18 protein-coding genes and 1 rRNA gene are annotated in these 17,379 nt (G+C 61.2%); 14 read left to right on the top strand and 5 right to left on the bottom strand.

Features of this window, described 5'->3' with window-relative positions; genetic code table 11:
* Positions 1-278 precede the first annotated feature (278 nt).
* Positions 279-391, top strand: a 5S ribosomal RNA gene (gene rrf / locus CBW50_RS07650).
* A gap of 60 nt (positions 392-451) precedes the next feature.
* On the opposite strand, the gene CBW50_RS07645 is transcribed toward rrf, so the two are convergent.
* The 4 genes from CBW50_RS07645 to CBW50_RS07630 all read right to left on the bottom strand — a co-directional run bounded on the left by CBW50_RS07645 (position 452) and on the right by CBW50_RS07630 (position 3,457).
* On the bottom strand, positions 452-796 hold the full coding sequence (locus tag CBW50_RS07645; protein ID WP_086144973.1) for a DUF1840 domain-containing protein: 345 nt from the start codon (positions 794-796) through the stop codon (positions 452-454).
* 180 nt (positions 797-976) lie between these two features.
* Complete coding sequence (locus CBW50_RS07640; protein WP_226936269.1) at positions 977-1,522, bottom strand: hypothetical protein; 546 nt, start codon at positions 1,520-1,522, stop codon at positions 977-979.
* Between the two features lie 55 nt (positions 1,523-1,577).
* Positions 1,578-3,098, bottom strand: a complete 1,521-nt coding sequence (locus tag CBW50_RS07635) for a YifB family Mg chelatase-like AAA ATPase (protein WP_086144971.1) — start codon at positions 3,096-3,098, stop codon at positions 1,578-1,580.
* Between the two features lie 110 nt (positions 3,099-3,208).
* Complete coding sequence (locus CBW50_RS07630; protein ID WP_035824443.1) at positions 3,209-3,457, bottom strand: accessory factor UbiK family protein; 249 nt, start codon at positions 3,455-3,457, stop codon at positions 3,209-3,211.
* A gap of 270 nt (positions 3,458-3,727) precedes the next feature.
* Here CBW50_RS07630 and CBW50_RS07625 point away from each other — a divergent pair, with 270 nt between their 5' ends.
* The 13 genes from CBW50_RS07625 to CBW50_RS07565 all read left to right on the top strand — a co-directional run bounded on the left by CBW50_RS07625 (position 3,728) and on the right by CBW50_RS07565 (position 16,503).
* The gene (locus CBW50_RS07625) at positions 3,728-4,498 is read left to right on the top strand and encodes a TorF family putative porin (protein WP_086144970.1); all 771 of its coding nucleotides are present in this window, start codon (positions 3,728-3,730) and stop codon (positions 4,496-4,498) included.
* A gap of 11 nt (positions 4,499-4,509) precedes the next feature.
* The gene (locus CBW50_RS07620) at positions 4,510-4,848 is read left to right on the top strand and encodes a P-II family nitrogen regulator (RefSeq protein WP_010393464.1); all 339 of its coding nucleotides are present in this window, start codon (positions 4,510-4,512) and stop codon (positions 4,846-4,848) included.
* 11 nt (positions 4,849-4,859) lie between these two features.
* Complete coding sequence (locus CBW50_RS07615; protein ID WP_086144969.1) at positions 4,860-6,395, top strand: ammonium transporter; 1,536 nt, start codon at positions 4,860-4,862, stop codon at positions 6,393-6,395.
* Between the two features lie 204 nt (positions 6,396-6,599).
* Positions 6,600-7,898 carry a glutamate--cysteine ligase gene (gene gshA / locus CBW50_RS07610; protein WP_077399358.1) on the top strand — a complete coding sequence of 433 codons (1,299 nt, stop codon included), beginning with the start codon at positions 6,600-6,602 and terminating at the stop codon, positions 7,896-7,898.
* 94 nt (positions 7,899-7,992) lie between these two features.
* Positions 7,993-8,949, top strand: coding sequence for a glutathione synthase (gshB, locus tag CBW50_RS07605; RefSeq protein WP_086144968.1), 957 nt, complete (start codon positions 7,993-7,995; stop codon positions 8,947-8,949).
* Between the two features lie 14 nt (positions 8,950-8,963).
* The gene (locus tag CBW50_RS07600) at positions 8,964-9,368 is read left to right on the top strand and encodes a PTS sugar transporter subunit IIA (RefSeq protein ID WP_029496035.1); all 405 of its coding nucleotides are present in this window, start codon (positions 8,964-8,966) and stop codon (positions 9,366-9,368) included.
* 92 nt (positions 9,369-9,460) lie between these two features.
* A complete protein-coding gene (locus tag CBW50_RS07595; RefSeq protein ID WP_010393142.1) occupies positions 9,461-9,730 on the top strand; it encodes an HPr family phosphocarrier protein in 270 nt (89 codons plus the stop codon).
* Between the two features lie 44 nt (positions 9,731-9,774).
* Positions 9,775-11,517: a phosphoenolpyruvate--protein phosphotransferase gene (ptsP, locus tag CBW50_RS07590; RefSeq protein ID WP_086144981.1), complete on the top strand. Its 1,743-nt coding sequence runs from the start codon at positions 9,775-9,777 to the stop codon at positions 11,515-11,517.
* Positions 11,518-11,649: 132 nt separating this feature from the next.
* Complete coding sequence (locus CBW50_RS07585; RefSeq protein ID WP_086144967.1) at positions 11,650-12,849, top strand: homoserine O-acetyltransferase; 1,200 nt, start codon at positions 11,650-11,652, stop codon at positions 12,847-12,849.
* On the top strand, positions 12,846-13,457 hold the full coding sequence (gene metW, locus CBW50_RS07580; RefSeq protein WP_086144966.1) for a methionine biosynthesis protein MetW: 612 nt from the start codon (positions 12,846-12,848) through the stop codon (positions 13,455-13,457). The genes CBW50_RS07585 and metW overlap by 4 nt, the downstream gene beginning before the upstream one ends.
* The gene (locus CBW50_RS07575) at positions 13,457-14,716 is read left to right on the top strand and encodes an AmpG family muropeptide MFS transporter (RefSeq protein ID WP_086144965.1); all 1,260 of its coding nucleotides are present in this window, start codon (positions 13,457-13,459) and stop codon (positions 14,714-14,716) included. The genes metW and CBW50_RS07575 overlap by 1 nt, the downstream gene beginning before the upstream one ends.
* Entirely contained in the window at positions 14,697-15,599 is a 903-nt protein-coding gene (locus CBW50_RS07570) for a M48 family metallopeptidase (protein ID WP_086144964.1), read from the top strand. The genes CBW50_RS07575 and CBW50_RS07570 overlap by 20 nt, the downstream gene beginning before the upstream one ends.
* Before the next feature lies 1 nt (position 15,600).
* On the top strand, positions 15,601-16,503 hold the full coding sequence (locus tag CBW50_RS07565) for an RluA family pseudouridine synthase (RefSeq protein ID WP_086144963.1): 903 nt from the start codon (positions 15,601-15,603) through the stop codon (positions 16,501-16,503).
* A gap of 6 nt (positions 16,504-16,509) precedes the next feature.
* Here the strand turns inward: CBW50_RS07565 and CBW50_RS07560 are convergent, their stop codons facing one another.
* Positions 16,510-17,286, bottom strand: a complete 777-nt coding sequence (locus tag CBW50_RS07560) for an exodeoxyribonuclease III (RefSeq protein ID WP_086144962.1) — start codon at positions 17,284-17,286, stop codon at positions 16,510-16,512.
* Between the last annotated feature and the right edge of the window lie 93 nt (positions 17,287-17,379).

The following is a 17,379-nucleotide window of genomic DNA, read 5'->3' as shown; positions in this document are numbered from 1 at the left end:
CCGAACAGGACCGTGAAACAACTTTGCGCCGATGATAGTGCTGCAACCAGTGTGAAAGTAGGTTATCGTCAGGCTTGTTATTTGGTGAAACAGCCGCCGGCTGTTTCACCTAGAAAAAAACCCGCTCAGCAATGAGCGGGTTTTTTTTTCGTCTGGCGCTTTATTCACCATAAAAGAGCCATTTTTAGCCCCATCTTCAGGCAAATTCCTATATAATTCGTCTCCTCAGATCAGATGGTTTGCTGCCCCGTTGGGAGCAGGCTGTTGAAAAAGTTATGCCTGATGACCATAGCAAGTTGGTCCCACCCCTTCCCATCCCGAACAGGACCGTGAAACAACTTTGCGCCGATGATAGTGCTGCAACCAGTGTGAAAGTAGGTTATCGTCAGGCTTGTTATATAAAAAAACCCCGCATCAGCGGGGTTTTTTTTCGTCTGCGGCATTCATCGGTCTAGATGCCCCAGGTGATGCTTTCACCTTCTGCCTTGGCCGAGCGCAGCATTTCCATCAAGGGATAGGCGCGCTGGGAAAAATGCACTTTTTGCGCGCGCGCGTGGGCGCCCGTTTCACCGTCTTCCAGTGTCTCCGGCGTATGCGCATCGTGCTCGATGTCATTTTCCGGATGCAGTTTGCTTTCCGCGACTTCTTTTTCCAGCAAGGTCAGGGCGTCGCCCGCTTCCGCCGGCGTGATGACGCCGCGCGTGGGATTCTTGTGCAGGATGTCGAGGATACGCTGGGCATGTTCCTGGTACATCAGGACTTCAGGGGAGGATTTGGATTTGAATGAGATCAACATAAGCGCTTTCTGAAACTTGTTGTTAGTGTCGAAACAATATCACGACTTGAAATGTCACACAGGCCGTCCGATTGTCCGGATTGCACATTTGCAAGCCGGATACGGCCATCTGTTGGACAACGCACGTATTTACAAGAGCTTGCCGGCCGTGAACATACCCGTTTAAGCGAGCGTTAAGCCTCAATCCAGTTTCACTGAGTCCATGAAAGTGTCGATGGTTTCACGCGACAGCTTGCTTTCCTCGCCGACAATGATGATCTGGAAGATGTGCTTGTCCTGTGCCACAAAGCGGCCGACCAGCAGGACTGGCTTGCCTTGCTGCGTCCCCGTCGCCTCGATAGCCAGTGAGCTGCGTTGGTGGCTGCCGGCCGCCGTGCTGCTGGCTGCCGACGCCAGCTTTTCGCTGCGCACGACGCCATTGATATTTTTCAATAGTGCCGTTTTCATGACGGGCAGGGCCGCTTGCGCCTGTTCTGAGCTGTCGAGAACAGCGTTGCCGATGGCGAAGGTATTGCCGTCGATTTCGCTGGCCGTCATGGTCAGGCTGACTTTCTTGCCATCAAGGTCAATTTCGCGCGTCAGCACGGCCGGTTTGCTGGGAAACAAGGCCGTGAACCGGGCGTCGGGGCTGCGATAGTCGCGCCAGTCGAATTTCGGGCTGCAGGCGGACAGGACGCTGGCAGTGGCGAGCGTCGCCAGAATGCAGGCAAGTGATGTTTTTTTCATCAGACGATGGTAGCAGCGTCGCCCGTCGTGCGCAATCGTGCGCGTGTGCGCGCTCCTATATTTCACGCAGCACGCGCCGGTACTGGATCGCTTCGGCAATATGCGGATGCGCGATCGTGCTGCTGCCTGCCAGGTCGGCGATGCTGCGAGCCACGCGCAGCACGCGGTGATACGTGCGCGCCGACCAATGCAGGCGCAGCATGGCACTGTGCAATAGCCGTTCGCCATGCGTTTCCAATTGGCAATATTGCGTAATTTCCGTGTTACTCAGGCGCTGGTTCGATTTTCCCTGGCGCGCCAACTGCAAGGCAAAGGCGGCCGCTACCCGCCCGGCGATGCGCTGCGTGCATTCGGCGCTTGCCGCTTGCCGGCCCAGCAAGGCTGGCGGCAGGGCGGCTACTTCGATTTGCAAGTCGATGCGGTCGAGCAGCGGCCCGGATAAGCGGCTGTGATAGCGCAACACGGCGTCGGCGGTGCAGCGGCAGCGGCCTGAAGCGTGGCCCAGATAGCCGCAAGGGCAGGGATTCATGGCCGCGATCAGTTGAAAGCGCGCGGGGAATTCAGCCTGGCGGGCCGCCCGTGAAATATTGATAAGGCCCGACTCCAGGGGCTGGCGCAAGACATCGAGCACCTTGCGGTCAAATTCGGCGATTTCGTCGAGAAACAGGACGCCGCAGTGGGCCAGCGAGATTTCACCGGGCCGCGGGACATTGCCGCCGCCGACCAGCGCCACGCCCGACGCCGTCTGGTGCGGGGCGCGATAGGGACGCCGCTTCCACTGTTCCACCCTGAAGTGTCCGCCCAGCGAGTGCACGGCAGCCGATTCCAGTGCTTCCTCGTCGCTCATCGGCGGCAAGATGCCGGGAAAACGGCTGGCCAGCATGGTCTTGCCTGCACCGGGCGGCCCCACCATGAGGACGTTATGACCGCCTGCGGCCGCCACTTCCAGTGCGCGCCGCGCCTGCTGCTGCCCTTGCACGTCGGCGAAGTCAGGGTACGGAGAGGTGGCCACCGGCAGCATGGGTTGGTGGCGCTGCAGCGGGGTCTGGCTGGCCGGCGCGGCAAAGTGCGCGCAGACCTCGAGCAAGGTGTGCGCGGGATAGATGCTGGCGTTGCCGACGAGGGCCGCCTCGTCGGCATTTGCGTGCGGCAGGATAAAGGCGCGCGGCAGGCCAGCTTTACTGCGTTGCATGGCAAAGGTCATGGCCAGCGCACCGCGAATGGGGCGCAGCTGTCCCGACAGCGACAGTTCGCCGGCAAATTCATAGTGGTGTAATTGTTCGCCCGGCAATTGGCCGGAGGCGGCCAGAATGCCCAGTGCGATGGGCAGATCGAAGCGTCCAGATTCCTTCGGCAAGTCTGCGGGCGCCAGGTTGGCCGTGATGCGCCGCGCCGGCATTTCGAAGCCGCAGTTTTGCAGCGCGGCCCGCACGCGGTCGCGCGATTCTTTCACTTCCGTATCGGGCAGGCCGACGATGGTAAAAGAAGGCAAGCCATTGGCAAGGTGGACTTCGACATTCACCTCGGGCGCCTCCATGCCGGCCAGGGCACGGCTTTTCAGGACTGCCAGACTCATCAGACCCCCTGCACCGCGGACGCGGGCAGTACCAGTCTAGCCCTTGCAACAGCCTGAAGCTTGATGTGTGCCAGCAAGGCTGCCGATTGCGGCGCCTTGCCTGCGCTGAATTAAGCCTTCGGGTCGTTCAGGCGAGTTTCCAGTTCGATCAGGCGCAATTCCAGTGCATCGAGCTTGGCGCGGGTCTTGGCCAGCACTTGTGCCTGGATATCGAATTCTTCGCGCGTGACCAGGTCCAGGCGGGCGAAGCCCTGGGTCATCATCGATTTGACATTTTTCTCGATATCCTTGGCCGGCGAGTTCTCGATGGCCTGGTGGATCTTGCCTTGCAAGTCGTTAAAGAAGGTATTCATGTCCATGGTCTGTCCTTTTATGGTGCGGCATGTGCATCGCACCATTGCGGTGCACAGCAGTGTTAATCTGGTGCGAAAATAGGCAAATCCACAACGCCTCAACAGCGTATTCCCGCATGCCCAGCGGCGTGCAGGGTATGTATGGACGGAAATGCACCTGTCAAGGTGGCAATATAGCTGGCACGCATTCTGCTATAGAAGTGATGAACGCTTTGTGATCTCCAGCCAAGATTTTAAACCTCAACCGCTTTAAAAGTTCAATAAAAGGGAATCGCCATGAAGAATCTGTCCAAGAACATGACTTTAGCAGCCGCATTGACGTTGGCCATGACCGCCCTGAGCGGCAGCGCCATGGCCCAGGATGCGGCTGCGGCGGCACCGGCTGCGGCCGAGGCCGTGCCCGACAATGTGGTGAGCTACAACGTGGCGCTGACCAGCGATTACCGCTACCGTGGCATTTCGCAAAGCCGTCTGAACCCGGCCGTCAGCGGCGGTGCCGACTATACCCATAATCCGACGGGGCTGTATGTGGGCACCTGGTTGTCGAGCATCAAGTGGATCAAGGACGGTGGTGGCGATACCAATCTGGAATGGGATATCTACGGCGGCAAACGGGGCGAGATCAGCAAGGATTTTACCTATGACGTGGGCGGCCTGTACTATTTCTATCCCTCGAATGGCTTGAGCACCAATGCCAACACCTTCGAGCTGTACGGCCAGCTCGGCTATGGCCCCGCCTATATCAAGTATTCGCACTCGACCACCAATCTGTTTGGTGTCGCCGACAGCAAGAACAGCGGCTACCTTGACGTGGGCGCCAACGTGGACGTGCATGATGGCTACACGCTGAACCTGCATGCCGGCCGGCAGAAAGTCGCGCACAACGATTCCCTCAGCTACAACGATTACAAGATCGGTGTGACCAAGGACTTTGGCGTGGTGACCGTTGCACTGGCGGCCGTGAAAGCCAACATCACGTCGTTGGCGCCCAACGGCAAGAATCTGGCGAAATCCGGTCTCGTGCTGACCGTGTCCAAAACCTTTTAAGCGAGACTGCCATGAAAATGATTACTGCAATCATTAAACCGTTCAAACTGGACGAAGTGCGCGAAGCCTTGTCGGCTATCAATGTGCAAGGCATAACCGTCACCGAAGTCAAAGGCTTCGGCCGCCAGAAAGGTCACACGGAACTCTACCGTGGCGCCGAGTATGTCGTTGATTTCTTGCCAAAAACCAAGATTGAAGCGGCCGTCGATGACGCCATTGTCGACCAGGCCATCGAAGCGATCGAAGGTGCCGCGCGTACCGGCAAAATCGGTGATGGCAAGATTTTCGTCTACAACCTGGAACAGGTTATCCGCATCCGTACCGGTGAAACCGGCAACGAAGCGCTCTAAGGGGAATATTGATGCCTAAAAATATAACAAAATTGCTCGCCGGGATAGCCTGTCTGTGTGCGTTTGGCTTCGTCACGCCGAGCTTTGCCGATGCCCCCGCCAAGACGGAGGCGGCCACGACTACGGCCGTTGCCGCCCCCGCCGTCACGCCGGTGCCTGACGCCGCGCCCGCTGCCGCCGCTCCGGCCCCGGCTGCTGCCGCGCCAGCAGCAGCCCCCGTCGCCAACAAGGGCGATACCAGTTTCATGATGATTTCCACCTTGCTGGTGATCCTGATGACGATTCCTGGCCTGGCCCTGTTTTACGGCGGCCTGGTGCGTTCCAAGAACATGCTGTCGGTGCTGATGCAAGTGTTCATGGTATTCGCGCTGGTGATCGTGCTGTGGTGCATTTATGGCTATTCCATCGCCTTCACGGAAAAAAATGCCTTCTTCGGTGGCTTCGACCGCCTGTTCCTGAACGGCATCTGGGATCCGGCCAAGGGCACGTTTGCCGCCGCCGCCACCTTCAGCAAGGGCGTCGTCATTCCCGAGTTCGTCTTCGTGGCTTTCCAGGGCACGTTTGCCGCCATCACCTGCGCGCTGATCGTCGGCGCCTTTGCCGAGCGCGCCAAGTTTGCCGCCGTGCTGGCCTTCGTCGTGCTGTGGTTCACGTTCGCCTACCTGCCGGCCGCTCACATGGTGTGGTTCTGGACCGGTCCTGACCTGATCACCAATGCCGCCACTTCGGCCAGCGAAGCCCTGAAGGCGGGCTGGATCTGGCAAAAAGGCGCGCTGGACTTCGCCGGCGGTACCGTGGTGCACATCAATGCCGCCGTTGCCGGCCTGGTGGGCGCCATCATGATCGGCAAACGCGTCGGTTATGGCCGCGAATCGATGGCGCCGCACTCGCTGACGATGACCATGATCGGCGCTTCCTTGCTGTGGGTGGGCTGGTTCGGCTTCAATGCGGGCTCTTCGCTGGAAGCGGGCGACGTGGCGGCATTGGCTTTCGTCAACACCTTGCTGGCAACGGCCGCCGCCACCCTGTCGTGGGTATTTGGCGAATGGATCACCAAGGGCAAGCCCTCGATGCTGGGCGGCGCCTCGGGCGCCGTCGCCGGCCTGGTGGCGATCACCCCGGCGGCCGGCTTTGTCGGTCCGATGGGCGGTCTGGTAATGGGCTTGCTGGCCGGTATCATCTGCCTGTGGGGCGTGAACGGCCTGAAACGCCTGATCGGCGCCGACGATTCGCTCGACGTCTTCGGCGTGCATGGCGTGGGCGGTATCCTGGGCGCCTTGCTGACGGGCGTGTTTGCGGCACCGCAACTGGGCGGCCAGGGCATCTTCGACTATGTCACCAACAAGATGTCGGCCGACCCGTACTCGATCGGCCATCAGGTGTGGGTGCAGGCGCAGGCAGTCGGCACGACCATCCTCTGGTCGGCCCTGGTCTCCATCGTCGCCTATAAGCTGGTCGACATCGTCATCGGCTTGCGCGTGCCGGAAGAAGAGGAGCGCGAAGGTCTCGATATCACCAGCCATGGCGAGCAAGCTTATCATGGCTAAATGATAATTATCTGGTGTGCCAGCGCTGCGGCGCGGCATGCCAGACTGGAAAAGGCGCCTCCTTGAGGCGCCTTTTTTTCGTTATGGGAATGGAAAAGGTCTTTAAAACAAGGCTTTTGCCCCGATTTGGGGTACTTACACGGTAATATAGTCGGCAGTTCTGTGTGCTTTTTTGAATACTGCACATAATTTAAGGATGTAACTATGGTTCCCCATCTCGTCACGGCCCTGACCGGACCGCTGCTCGACCTCGAAAAAAAGATTCTGGCCGCGACGCCGGCCATTGAGCGCTGGTTTCGCATGGAGTGGCAGGAGCACACGCCGCCCTTCTATTGCTCGGTAGACTTGCGCAACGCCGGCTACAAGCTGGCCCCTGTCGATACCAATCTGTTCCCTGGCGGTTTCCATAACCTGGCCACGGAAATGCTGCCCCTGTCCGTGCAGGCGGCCATGGCCGCCATCGACAAGTATTGCCCGGATGCCCGCAACCTGCTGATCGTGCCGGAATTGCACAACACCACGCCGCAGTACCTGCAGAACGTGGCGCGCCTGATGCAGATCTTCCGCCAGACGGGGCTGCACGTGCGCTTCGGTTCGTGGTCGCCCGACATCACCCAGCCGACGCCCTTGGCGTTGCCGGATGGCAACATGCTCGTCATCGAGCCCCTCGTGCGCCTGAACAATGGCCGTCGGCTGGGCTTGAAGGATTTCGACCCGTGCACGATTCTGCTGAATAACGACTTGTCGGACGGCATCCCCGATATCTTGCAAAATATTCATGAGCAAAGCCTGTTGCCGCCCTTGCACGCGGGCTGGGCCTTGCGCCGCAAGAGCAACCACTACACGGCCTACGATGAAGTGGTGAAAAAATTCGGCAAGATGATCGATGTCGACCCGTGGATGCTCAATCCCTTCCACGCCAAGTGCAGCGACGTCAACTTCCAGGAAGGCGAGGGCGAGGACGCGCTGGCCGCCAGCGTCGACGTGCTGCTGGCCAAGATCCGCAAGAAATACAAGGAATACGGCATCAAGGAAAAGCCGTTTGTCATCGTCAAGCCCGACGCCGGCACGTATGGCACGGGCATCATGACGGTGCGCGACGCCAGCGAAGTGCGCGACCTGTCGCGCAAGCAGCGCGACAAGATGTCCATCGTCAAGGACGGCAAGGTCGTCACGGACGTGATCATCCAGGAAGGCGTGCCGACCTTCGAAAGCATCAAGGATGCCGTGGCCGAGCCGGTCGTCTACATGATCGACCGCTATGTGGTGGGCGGTTTCTACCGCGTGCACGCGGAGAAGGGCGTCGACCAGAACCTGAACGCGCCCGGTTCGCAGTACGTGCCGCTGGCGTTTGCCCAGCAGCACGCCGTGCCGGACTTGAAGGCCAAGCCGGGCACGGCCGCGCCGAACCGCTTCTATGTGTATGGCGTGGTGGCGCGCCTGGCCTTGCTGGCCGCCTCGCTGGAAATGGAACGCACGGACCCGAATCCCGAGGTGTATTGATCCATCAAGGAGACGTGCCGGGCGCGGCGACCACTGCGCCCGGCGATCTCGGCTAGAATCAGGCATTACCCAGGCACCCCGATTGGACCGACTCATGAAAATTGCATTCCTCGCCGACCCGCTGGCAGGCTTCAAGACTTACAAGGATTCCACCTTCGCCATGATGCGCGAGGCGGCCAGGCGTGGCCATGCCGTGTATGCCTTTGAACAGAAGGACATGGCGCTCGAGGAAGGTATCGTCACGGCCCACGTGCAGCATATCGAGCTCACGGGCGACGGACACGACTGGTACAAGGTGGTATCCAGCGAAGAAGTGCGCCTGTCGGCCCTGGACGCCATCATCGAACGCAAGGATCCGCCGTTCGACATGGAATACGTGTACGGCACGTATCTGCTGGAACTGGCGGAAAAGCAGGGCGCGCGCGTCTTCAACAAGCCGTCCGCCATCCGCGACAACAATGAAAAGCTGGCCATTGCCCAGTTTTCCGAATTCACCTCGCCGACCCTGGTGACGTCGAACGAAGCGCGCCTGCGCGCCTTCCACGCCAAGCACCAGGACGTCATCTTCAAGCCGCTCGACGGCATGGGCGGCACGGGCATCTTCCGCGTCAAGGCCGATGGCCTGAACCTGGGCGCCATCATCGAGACGCTGACGGACAACGGCGCGCAAACCATCATGGCGCAGCGTTTCATCGCCGATATCGTCAAGGGCGACAAGCGCATTCTCGTCATCGGCGGCAAGCCGGTGCCGTTTTCGCTGGCGCGCATCCCGCAGGCGGGCGAAGTACGGGGCAACCTGGCGGCCGGCGGCACCGGCGTGGCGCAGCCATTGACGGCGCGCGACCTGGAAATCGCCGAAAAGCTGGGCCCCATCCTGGCCGCGCGTGGCCTGATGCTGGTAGGATTGGACGTGATCGGCGACTATTTGACGGAAGTCAATGTCACCAGCCCGACCTGCTTCCAGGAAATCATGCAGCAGACGGGTTTTGATGTGGCCGCCATGTTCATCGATGCGGTCGAACACGGTGTTGCGTCCGCGCAGCAGCGATAACAGGCGAAATGACTATGGTAGGGATATTGCTCATGACACACGCACCGCTGGGACAGGCGTTCATCGCCGCCTGCGCGCATGTGTTTCGCGGGCCAACGGAACGTTTTGAAGCCATCGACGTCGTCGCCGACCAGGACCTGGCGGAAGTGCAGAAGCTGGCATCGGAAGCCATCTGCCGCCTCGACGACGGCTCCGGCGTGCTGGTGATTACCGATGTGAAGGGCGGTACGCCGTCGAACTGCTGCAACAAGCTGGCCGATGCGGGCCGGGTGGAAGTCATCGCCGGCATCAGCCTGCCGATGCTGCTGCGCGCGATCACGTATCGCCGCGATACGCTCGACGTGGTGGTGGAGATGGCGCTGGCCGGTGCGCAAAGCGGCGCCGTGCGTGTCGATAACCGCATTCGCGTGGGCGAATAAGAGAGTGAATGGCCGCCGCCTTGAAGGCGGCGGGTTTTATAGGCCAAGATTGTCATCAGCGTAGTGCATTCAGGGATAGAGACCATACAAAAATGATTCAAAAAGAACTCGAAATCATCAACAAGCTGGGATTGCACGCACGCGCCTCCGCCAAATTTACCCAGTTGGCCGCCAAGTTCAAGAGCGATGTCTGGCTGACCCGCAACGCGCGCCGCATCAATGCCAAGTCCATCATGGGCGTCATGATGCTGGCTGCCGGCAAGGGCGCGAAAGTGACGCTGGAAGCCGAGGGCGATGATGAGCAGGCATGCGTCGACGCGCTCACCGCCCTGATTAACGACAGGTTTGGCGAAGGCGAGTAATGCCCGCCGAACGCAGCCGCAGCCGCATTCCGACAGGTCAACCCATGGCATCCTTCACGCTCCACGGCATCCCGGTTTCCCGCGGCATCGCCATCGGCCGCGCGCACCTGCTGGCGCCGGCCGCCCTTGACGTCAAACATTACCTGGTAGCCCAGGAACAGATCGAAGCCGAAGTACAGCGCCTGCAAAACGCCATCGCTACCGTTCACAAGGAACTGCAAACCTTGTGGAACGATTTGCCCAAGGATGCGCCCACCGAACTGGGCGCCTTCATCGACGTACACGCGCTGATCCTGTCGGACCCGATGATTTCCGAAGCGCCGCTCGACATCATCCGTTCGCGCCACTACAACGCCGAATGGGCGCTGTTGACGCAGATTGACGAATTGTCGGCCCAGTTCGACGAAATCGAAGACCCGTATTTGCGCGAACGCAAGGCCGACATCCAGCAAGTGGCCGAGCGCGTGCTGAAGGTCTTGCTGGGGACCGAGCAGCTGCTGCCGAAAGCGGCCACTGCGGACGAGTTGGTGGCGCAGATGATCGTGGTCGCCCACGACATTTCTCCGGCCGACATGCTGCAGTTCCGCGACCGCTCCTTCATCGGTTTCATCACCGACGTGGGCGGGCAGAACTCGCACACGGCCATCGTCGCGCGCAGCCTCGATATCCCCGCCGCCGTCGGCATGTCGCAGGCGTCGATGCTGATCGAGCAGGACGACTGGCTGATCATCGACGGCGACGCCGGCGTCGTTATCGCCAACCCCAGCGCGCTGGTGCTGGAGCAGTACCGCGAGCGCCAGGTGGCCATGCAGCGCGCGCGCAAAAAGCTGGGCAAGCTGAAAAAGACGCCGGCCGTGACCAAATGCGGCACGCCCGTCACCCTGCTGGCGAATATCGAACTGCCCGACGATTGCGCGTTTGCGCTGGAATCGGGCGCCAGCGGCGTGGGCCTGTTCCGTTCCGAATTCCTGTTCATGGGCCGTGCCCACAAGATTCCCACCGAGGACGAGCAGTTCGAGGCTTACCGCAACACCGTGCAGTCGATGAAAGGGCGCGTGGTGACCATCCGCACGCTCGACATCGGCGCCGACAAGCCGCTCGACCAGTCCGAGCACACGGCCCTGAACCCCGCCCTGGGCTTGCGCGCCATCCGCTATTGCCTGGCAGAGCCGCAGCTGTTCCTGACGCAGCTGCGGGCGATTCTGCGCGCCTCGGCCTTCGGCAAGGTGCGCATCCTGATCCCGATGCTGGCGCATGCGTTCGAGATCGACCAGTCGCTGGCCATGATCGCGCAAGCGAAGGCCAGCCTGCGCGAGGAAGGCGTCAAGTTCGACGATGAGGTCGAAGTGGGCGCCATGATCGAGATTCCCGCCGCCGCGCTGGCGCTGCCCATGTTCGTCAAGCGCATGGATTTCCTGTCGATCGGCACGAATGACCTCATCCAGTACACGCTGGCCATCGACCGCGTCGACTATGAAGTGGCGCATTTGTACAATCCGCTGCATCCGGCCGTGCTGCAACTGATTTCCATGACGATCGCCGCCGGTCACAAGGCGGGCATCGACGTGGCCGTCTGCGGCGAGATGGCGGGCGACGTAAAGCTCACGCGCTTGCTGCTGGGCATGGGCTTGCGCGAGTTTTCCATGCATCCGGCCCAGCTGTTGGCGGTCAAGCAAGAGATTCTCAACAGCGATCTGGCCCTGATTGCACCACAAATGCGCAAAATTATGCGTTCGATGGAGCCAAATGTGATCGCGGAAGCCGTCCAGCAACTGCAGCTCATGTAAACTGTCACCTTAAGCATCAGGACACATCGCGCGCGGCAAGATGTGTCCTGGTGTTAAAGTTGCAGCACCTATCATCGCGGTGCTGCATCGACCATGGCCCGTGGGGCCGCCCCCTTTTATAAACCGACACACATGTCATCCATTGGAATCGTTTCGCCGCAAACCATGTATTTTGCGCAACCCCTGCAGCTGCAAAGCGGCGCATCGCTGCGGGACTATATGTTGATGTATGAAACCTACGGCACCCTGAACGCCGACAAATCGAACGCGGTGCTGGTCTGCCACGCCCTGAACGCCTCGCACCACGTGGCCGGCGTGTATGCGGACGAACCGAAGAGCACTGGCTGGTGGGACAATATGGTCGGTCCCGGCAAGCCGCTCGACACCAACAAATTCTTCGTCATCGGCGTCAACAACCTCGGCTCCTGCTTCGGCTCGACGGGCCCCATGCACACCAATCCCGCCACCGGCAAGCCGTATGGCGCCTCCTTCCCCGTCGTCACGGTGGAAGACTGGGTCAGCGCGCAGGCGCGCCTGGCCGATGAACTGGGCATCCGCCAGTTCGCCGCCGTGATGGGCGGCTCTCTGGGCGGCATGCAGGCGCTGGCGTGGAGCATCATGTTTCCCGAGCGGCTGCGCCATTGCGTGGTGATCGCCTCGACGGCCAAGCTGTCGGCGCAGAACATCGCCTTCAACGACGTGGCGCGCCAGGCCATCCTGTCCGATCCCGATTACCACGGCGGCGACTTTTATGCGCATGGCGTGGTGCCGAAGAACGGCTTGCGCGTGGCGCGCATGGTGGGACACATCACCTATCTGTCGAACGATGACATGGCGGAGAAATTCGGCCGTAAGCTGCGCGACGCGGCGCAGACGGGCGACTACAAATTCGGCTTCGGCATCGATTTCGAGATCGAGTCGTATCTGCGTTATCAGGGCGACAAGTTCTCCGAGTACTTCGACGCCAATACCTACCTGCTGATCACCAAGGCGCTCGACTACTTCGACCCGGCGCGCGCGCATGGCGGCGACCTGGCCAAGGCCCTGTCGGGCACCAGGGCCAAGTTCTTCCTCGCCTCGTTTTCCACCGACTGGCGTTTCTCGCCCGAGCGCAGCCGCGAAATCGTCGAAGCCCTCGTGCGCAACCGCCGCCAGGTGACCTATGCCGAAATCGATGCGCCGCATGGCCACGACGCCTTCCTGCTGGAAGATCCGCGCTACATGAACATGGTGCGCGCCTATTATGGCCAGGTTTGGAACGACATCGGCGCGGGCTTGCCCGCTCCGGCACAGCACACCGCCGTCCGCCAGGGCGCCAAGGAGACCGCATGACTTTTGACGAATTGAGCGCGCTGCGCCCCGACCTGGCCTTCATCGCCCACTGGGTGCCGAAGAACGCGCATGTGCTGGACGTGGGCTGCGGCGAAGGCGTGATGCTGCAGTACCTGCAAAGCGACAAGGAATGCAGCGGCTACGGCATCGAGATCGCCGACGACAAGGTGCTGGCCAGTACTTTGCGCGGCGTCAACGTGATCCAGCAGGATATGGAAAAAGGCCTGGCCATCTTTGGTGACAACAGCTTCGACACGGTGCTGTGCCTGTCGTCGCTGCAGATGATGAAGCAGGTCGAGCCGCTGTTGCGCGACATCGTGCGCGTGGGCGCCGAGGCCATCGTCTCGTTTCCCAACTTTGCCTACTGGCCGCACCGCGTGGCACTGCTGAAAGGCCGCATGCCCGTGTCGAAGTCGCTGCCTTACCAGTGGTATGACACGCCCAACGTGCGCTGCGCCACCATCAACGATTTCCGCGAACTGGCCGAGGAATGCGGCCTGGAAGTGATTGAATGCGTGGCCCTGGCAGAAGGCAGGATGGTCTCCGTGCTGCCTAACCTGCGCGGCGACCTGGCCGTTTTTCGCCTGCGTAAAAAAGCGGTGCATTGATGAATGTCAGCCCGGCGCCAGGATGGCGTTCCTATGCCAATGGCCGCATGCTGGCCGTGCTGGTGCTGGGCTTCAGTTCCGGCCTGCCCCTGTTCATCCTGCTGTACCTGCTGCAGGCATGGCTGGCCAAGTCGGGACTGAACGTCAAGGCACTGGGGCTGTTCGCCCTGGTGCAGTTCCCGTACATCTGGAAATTCCTGTGGGCCCCCCTGATGGACCGCTACCGCATCCTGGGACTGGGACGCCGGCGCGGCTGGATGGCCGCCACGCAGGTGGCGCTGTTTTTCTCCATCGGCGGCATGGGCATGCTGGACCCGCTCACGCAGATCGGGCTGATCGCGGCCGCTGCGGGCGGCGTGGCCTTTTTGTCCGCCAGCCAGGACATCGTCATCGACGCCTACCGGCGCGAAATTCTCAGCGATAACGAGCAGGGCCTGGGCGCCGCCGTCATCGTCAACGCGTATAAAGTGGCTGGCATGGTACCGGGTGCGTTGTCGCTGATCCTGGCCGACCGCATGCCGTGGCAGCCCGTGTTCTGGATCACGGCCGCCTTCATGCTGCCGGGCCTGGTCTGCACCTTGCTGATCAAGGAACCCGCCGTGTACGGCTCGCCGCCGAAGACCATGCGCGAAGCCATCATTTTGCCATTCCAGGAATTCATCGCGCGCGATGGTTGGCGTAACGCAATGTGGATCCTCGCCTTTGTATTACTCTACAAGATAGGCGACAGCATGGCGACGGCGCTGGCGACGAAGTTTTATCTCGACCTGGGTTTTTCCATGACGCAGATCGGCCTGGCCGCCAATACCACGGGTTTCTGGGCCAGCCTGGCCGGCGGCGTGGTGGGCGGCGTGTGGATGCTCAAGCTGGGCATCAACCGGGGCCTGTGGGTGTTTGGCGCGCTGCAGGCGATCGCCATTCTCGGCTTCGCCTGGCTGGCGCAGGTGGGGCCGAACACCATGTTATTGAGTGCCGTGATCGGTTTTGAAGCGTTCGCCAGCCTGGGGCTGGGCGCGGCCGCCTTTGTCGCGTTCCTGTCGCGCAGCACGGACCCGCGCTATACGGCCACGCAATATGCCTTGTTTTCCAGCCTGAGCGCCGTGCCGCGCACCCTGATCAATGCCTCGGTGGGCTTTCTGGTCGCCGAGCTGGGCTGGTTCTCATTTTTCATCGTCTGCTTCTTCCTGGCCTTCCCGGCCATGATGATGCTGCCTAAAATTGCTCCATGGAGGTCTGCCAATGGCACCAATATCCCTTAAACGTTATGCCGTCCTGGCCAGCCTGTGCGCGCTCACCGCGCTGGCGCCGCTGTCCGCCTATTCACAGCAGGCGGTGCTCCAGGATGGCATCAAGGTACGCCCCCTGTCGGGCACGCGCATTTTCGCCGGCGGTGAAAATTTCAATGAAAAATCGAAGCTGCAGTACGCGGAACTGGTGCGCGACGCGAAGGAAAAGAATGCGCTCGTGCCGGACAGCGATCCGCAGGTGAAACGCCTGCGTGCGATCGCCCAGCGCATCATCCCGTATGCCGCCCGCTGGAACGACGCGGCCAGCAGCTGGCAATGGCAGATCAACCTGCTCAATTCGGACGAGGTGAACGCCTTCTGCATGCCGGGCGGGCAGATCGCCTTTTACAGCGGCATTATCAGCAAGCTGAATCTGACCGACGATGAAGTAGCCGTCGTCATGGGCCACGAGATCTCGCACGCACTGCGCGAGCACGCACAGGCGCAGGCGGGCAAGGGCAATCTGGCGGCCGTGGGCGCCAAGCTGGCCGGCGCCGGCCTGTCGGCCTGGCTGGGCGTCGACCCGAACCTGACCAGCACCGCGACGAATATGGCGGCCAAGGGCGTGATGCTGAAGTTCTCGCGCGACGACGAACGCGAAGCGGACCTGATCGGCATGGATCTGGCCGCGCGCGCCGGCTTCGACCCGCGCGCCGGCGTGGTGCTGTGGCAGAAAATGGCGGCAGTGAGCAAGGGCGCGCCGCCGGAATTCCTGTCCACCCATCCTTCGGGCAGCGACCGCATCTCGCAGATGAATGAGCACATGGCGCAAGTGCTGCCCTTGTACGCGCGCAGCAAGGGCGTCAGCGTCGACGCCTTGCCGCCGTACCGCAGCACCGCCATCGCGACACGCTAGCATGCCTGGACGCAGCAGCAAGCCGGCGCCCCTGCCCATGCGCGACGGCGTCGCACCCAGCTATCTGTGGCTGCCGGAAGGGCAGTGGCCGGACATGTTGGCCTTTCTCGTCGAACGCTATCCGCAGATCGGCGCCGCGCAATGGCGGGAGCGCATGGCGCGCGGCGAAGTGGTCAACGGCGACGGCGCCGTGCTGGGACCGGGCAGCGCGTACCGGCGCGGCATGCGTATTTTTTACTACCGTGAACTGGCGCGTGAAACACCGATCCCGTTTCACGAAGAGATCCTGTTTCAGGATGAGCATTTGGTCGTGGTCGACAAGCCGCATTTCCTGCCGATGACGCCGGGCGGCCGCTTCGTGCAGGAGACCCTGTTGACGCGCCTGAAGAGAAAGCTCGATTGCGCCGACCTCACGCCCATCCACCGTCTCGACCGCGAGACGGCCGGCGTGGTGATTTTCTCGCGCCAGATCGCCAGCCGCGGCGCCTATCAAACGCTGTTCCAGCGCCGCGAGGTGCGCAAGACATATGAAGCGCTGGCGCCCGTTCTGGAGGGCCGTGATTTTCCGTTTACCTACCGCAGCCGCATGGTCGATGGAGACAAGTTTTTCCTCATGCGCGAGGAAGCGGGCGAGCCGAACTCGGAAACCATCATCGACGTGATCGAGCGGCGCGGCGGCGTGAACTTGTACCGGCTGCAGCCGCACACGGGCCGCAAGCACCAGCTGCGCGTGCACCTGGCGTCGCTGGGCATTCCCATCGTCAATGATGCGTTTTACCCGGTGGCCCTGCCGTGCAAGGAAGACGACATGTCGCAGCCCTTGCAGCTGCTGGCGCGCGCGATCGATTTTACGGACCCGTTGACGGGTGAGCCGCGCCACTTCGAAAGCCGGCGCAGCCTGTAGCGGTGCTTACGCCTTGATGGTGTAATCGATGATCAAGGGCGCGTGATCGGAAAAACGTTCGTCCTTGTAGACGCTGACCGTATGCGCCTGGGCCGCGATGCCTGGCGTGGCGACGTGATAATCGATGCGCCAGCCCACGTTCTTCGCATAGGCTTGTCCGCGGTTGCTCCACCAGGTGTACTGGTCTTCGCGCTTGTCCAGGCCGCGGTGCACGTCGACAAAGCCCACTTCGTCGAAGACGCGCGTCAGCCATGCGCGTTCCTCGGGCAGGAAGCCGGAGTTCTTCTTGTTGCCCTTCCAGTTTTTCAGGTCGATTTCATGGTGGGCGATGTTCCAGTCGCCGCAGATGACCACTTCGCGGCCAAGCGCCTTCAATTCCAGCAGGTGCGGCAGGAACAGTTCCATGAAGCGGAACTTGGCTTCCTGGCGCTCCGGGCCGGACGAACCGGACGGGCAGTACACGGAAATGACGGACAGGTTGCCAAAATCGCAGCGCACGTAGCGGCCTTCGGCGTCGAATTCGGGGCTGCCGAAGCCGATATGCACGGCGTCCGGTTCGACCTTGCTGTACACGCCCGTGCCGGAATAGCCCTTTTTCTCGGCGTAGTGGAAATGGCCATGGTAGCCGTGCGGATTGAGGAATTCCGGCGTCATGTCGGGCAGCTGCGCCTTCAATTCCTGTACGCAGATGAAATCGGCCGTCTGTGTGCCCATCCAGTTGAAAAAGCCTTTTTTGGCGGCGGAACGGATACCGTTCAGGTTGGCGGAGATAATTTTTGGCATAGATTGAGAGTGAAAAGGGCGCTGGACGGGGCCGGCGGGCGCGGCATGGCGATTGTCTCGCCGCTGCGCGCGGATTAAAATACAGGCACTTTT

Origin of the sequence: Janthinobacterium sp. GW458P, assembly GCF_002127585.1 — a bacterium.
In the GTDB taxonomy this organism is placed as follows: Bacteria; Pseudomonadota; Gammaproteobacteria; order Burkholderiales; family Burkholderiaceae_D; genus Janthinobacterium.
The sequence above is the reverse complement of the archived record's forward strand: the minus strand, read 5'-3'. Positions and strand labels throughout refer to the sequence as shown.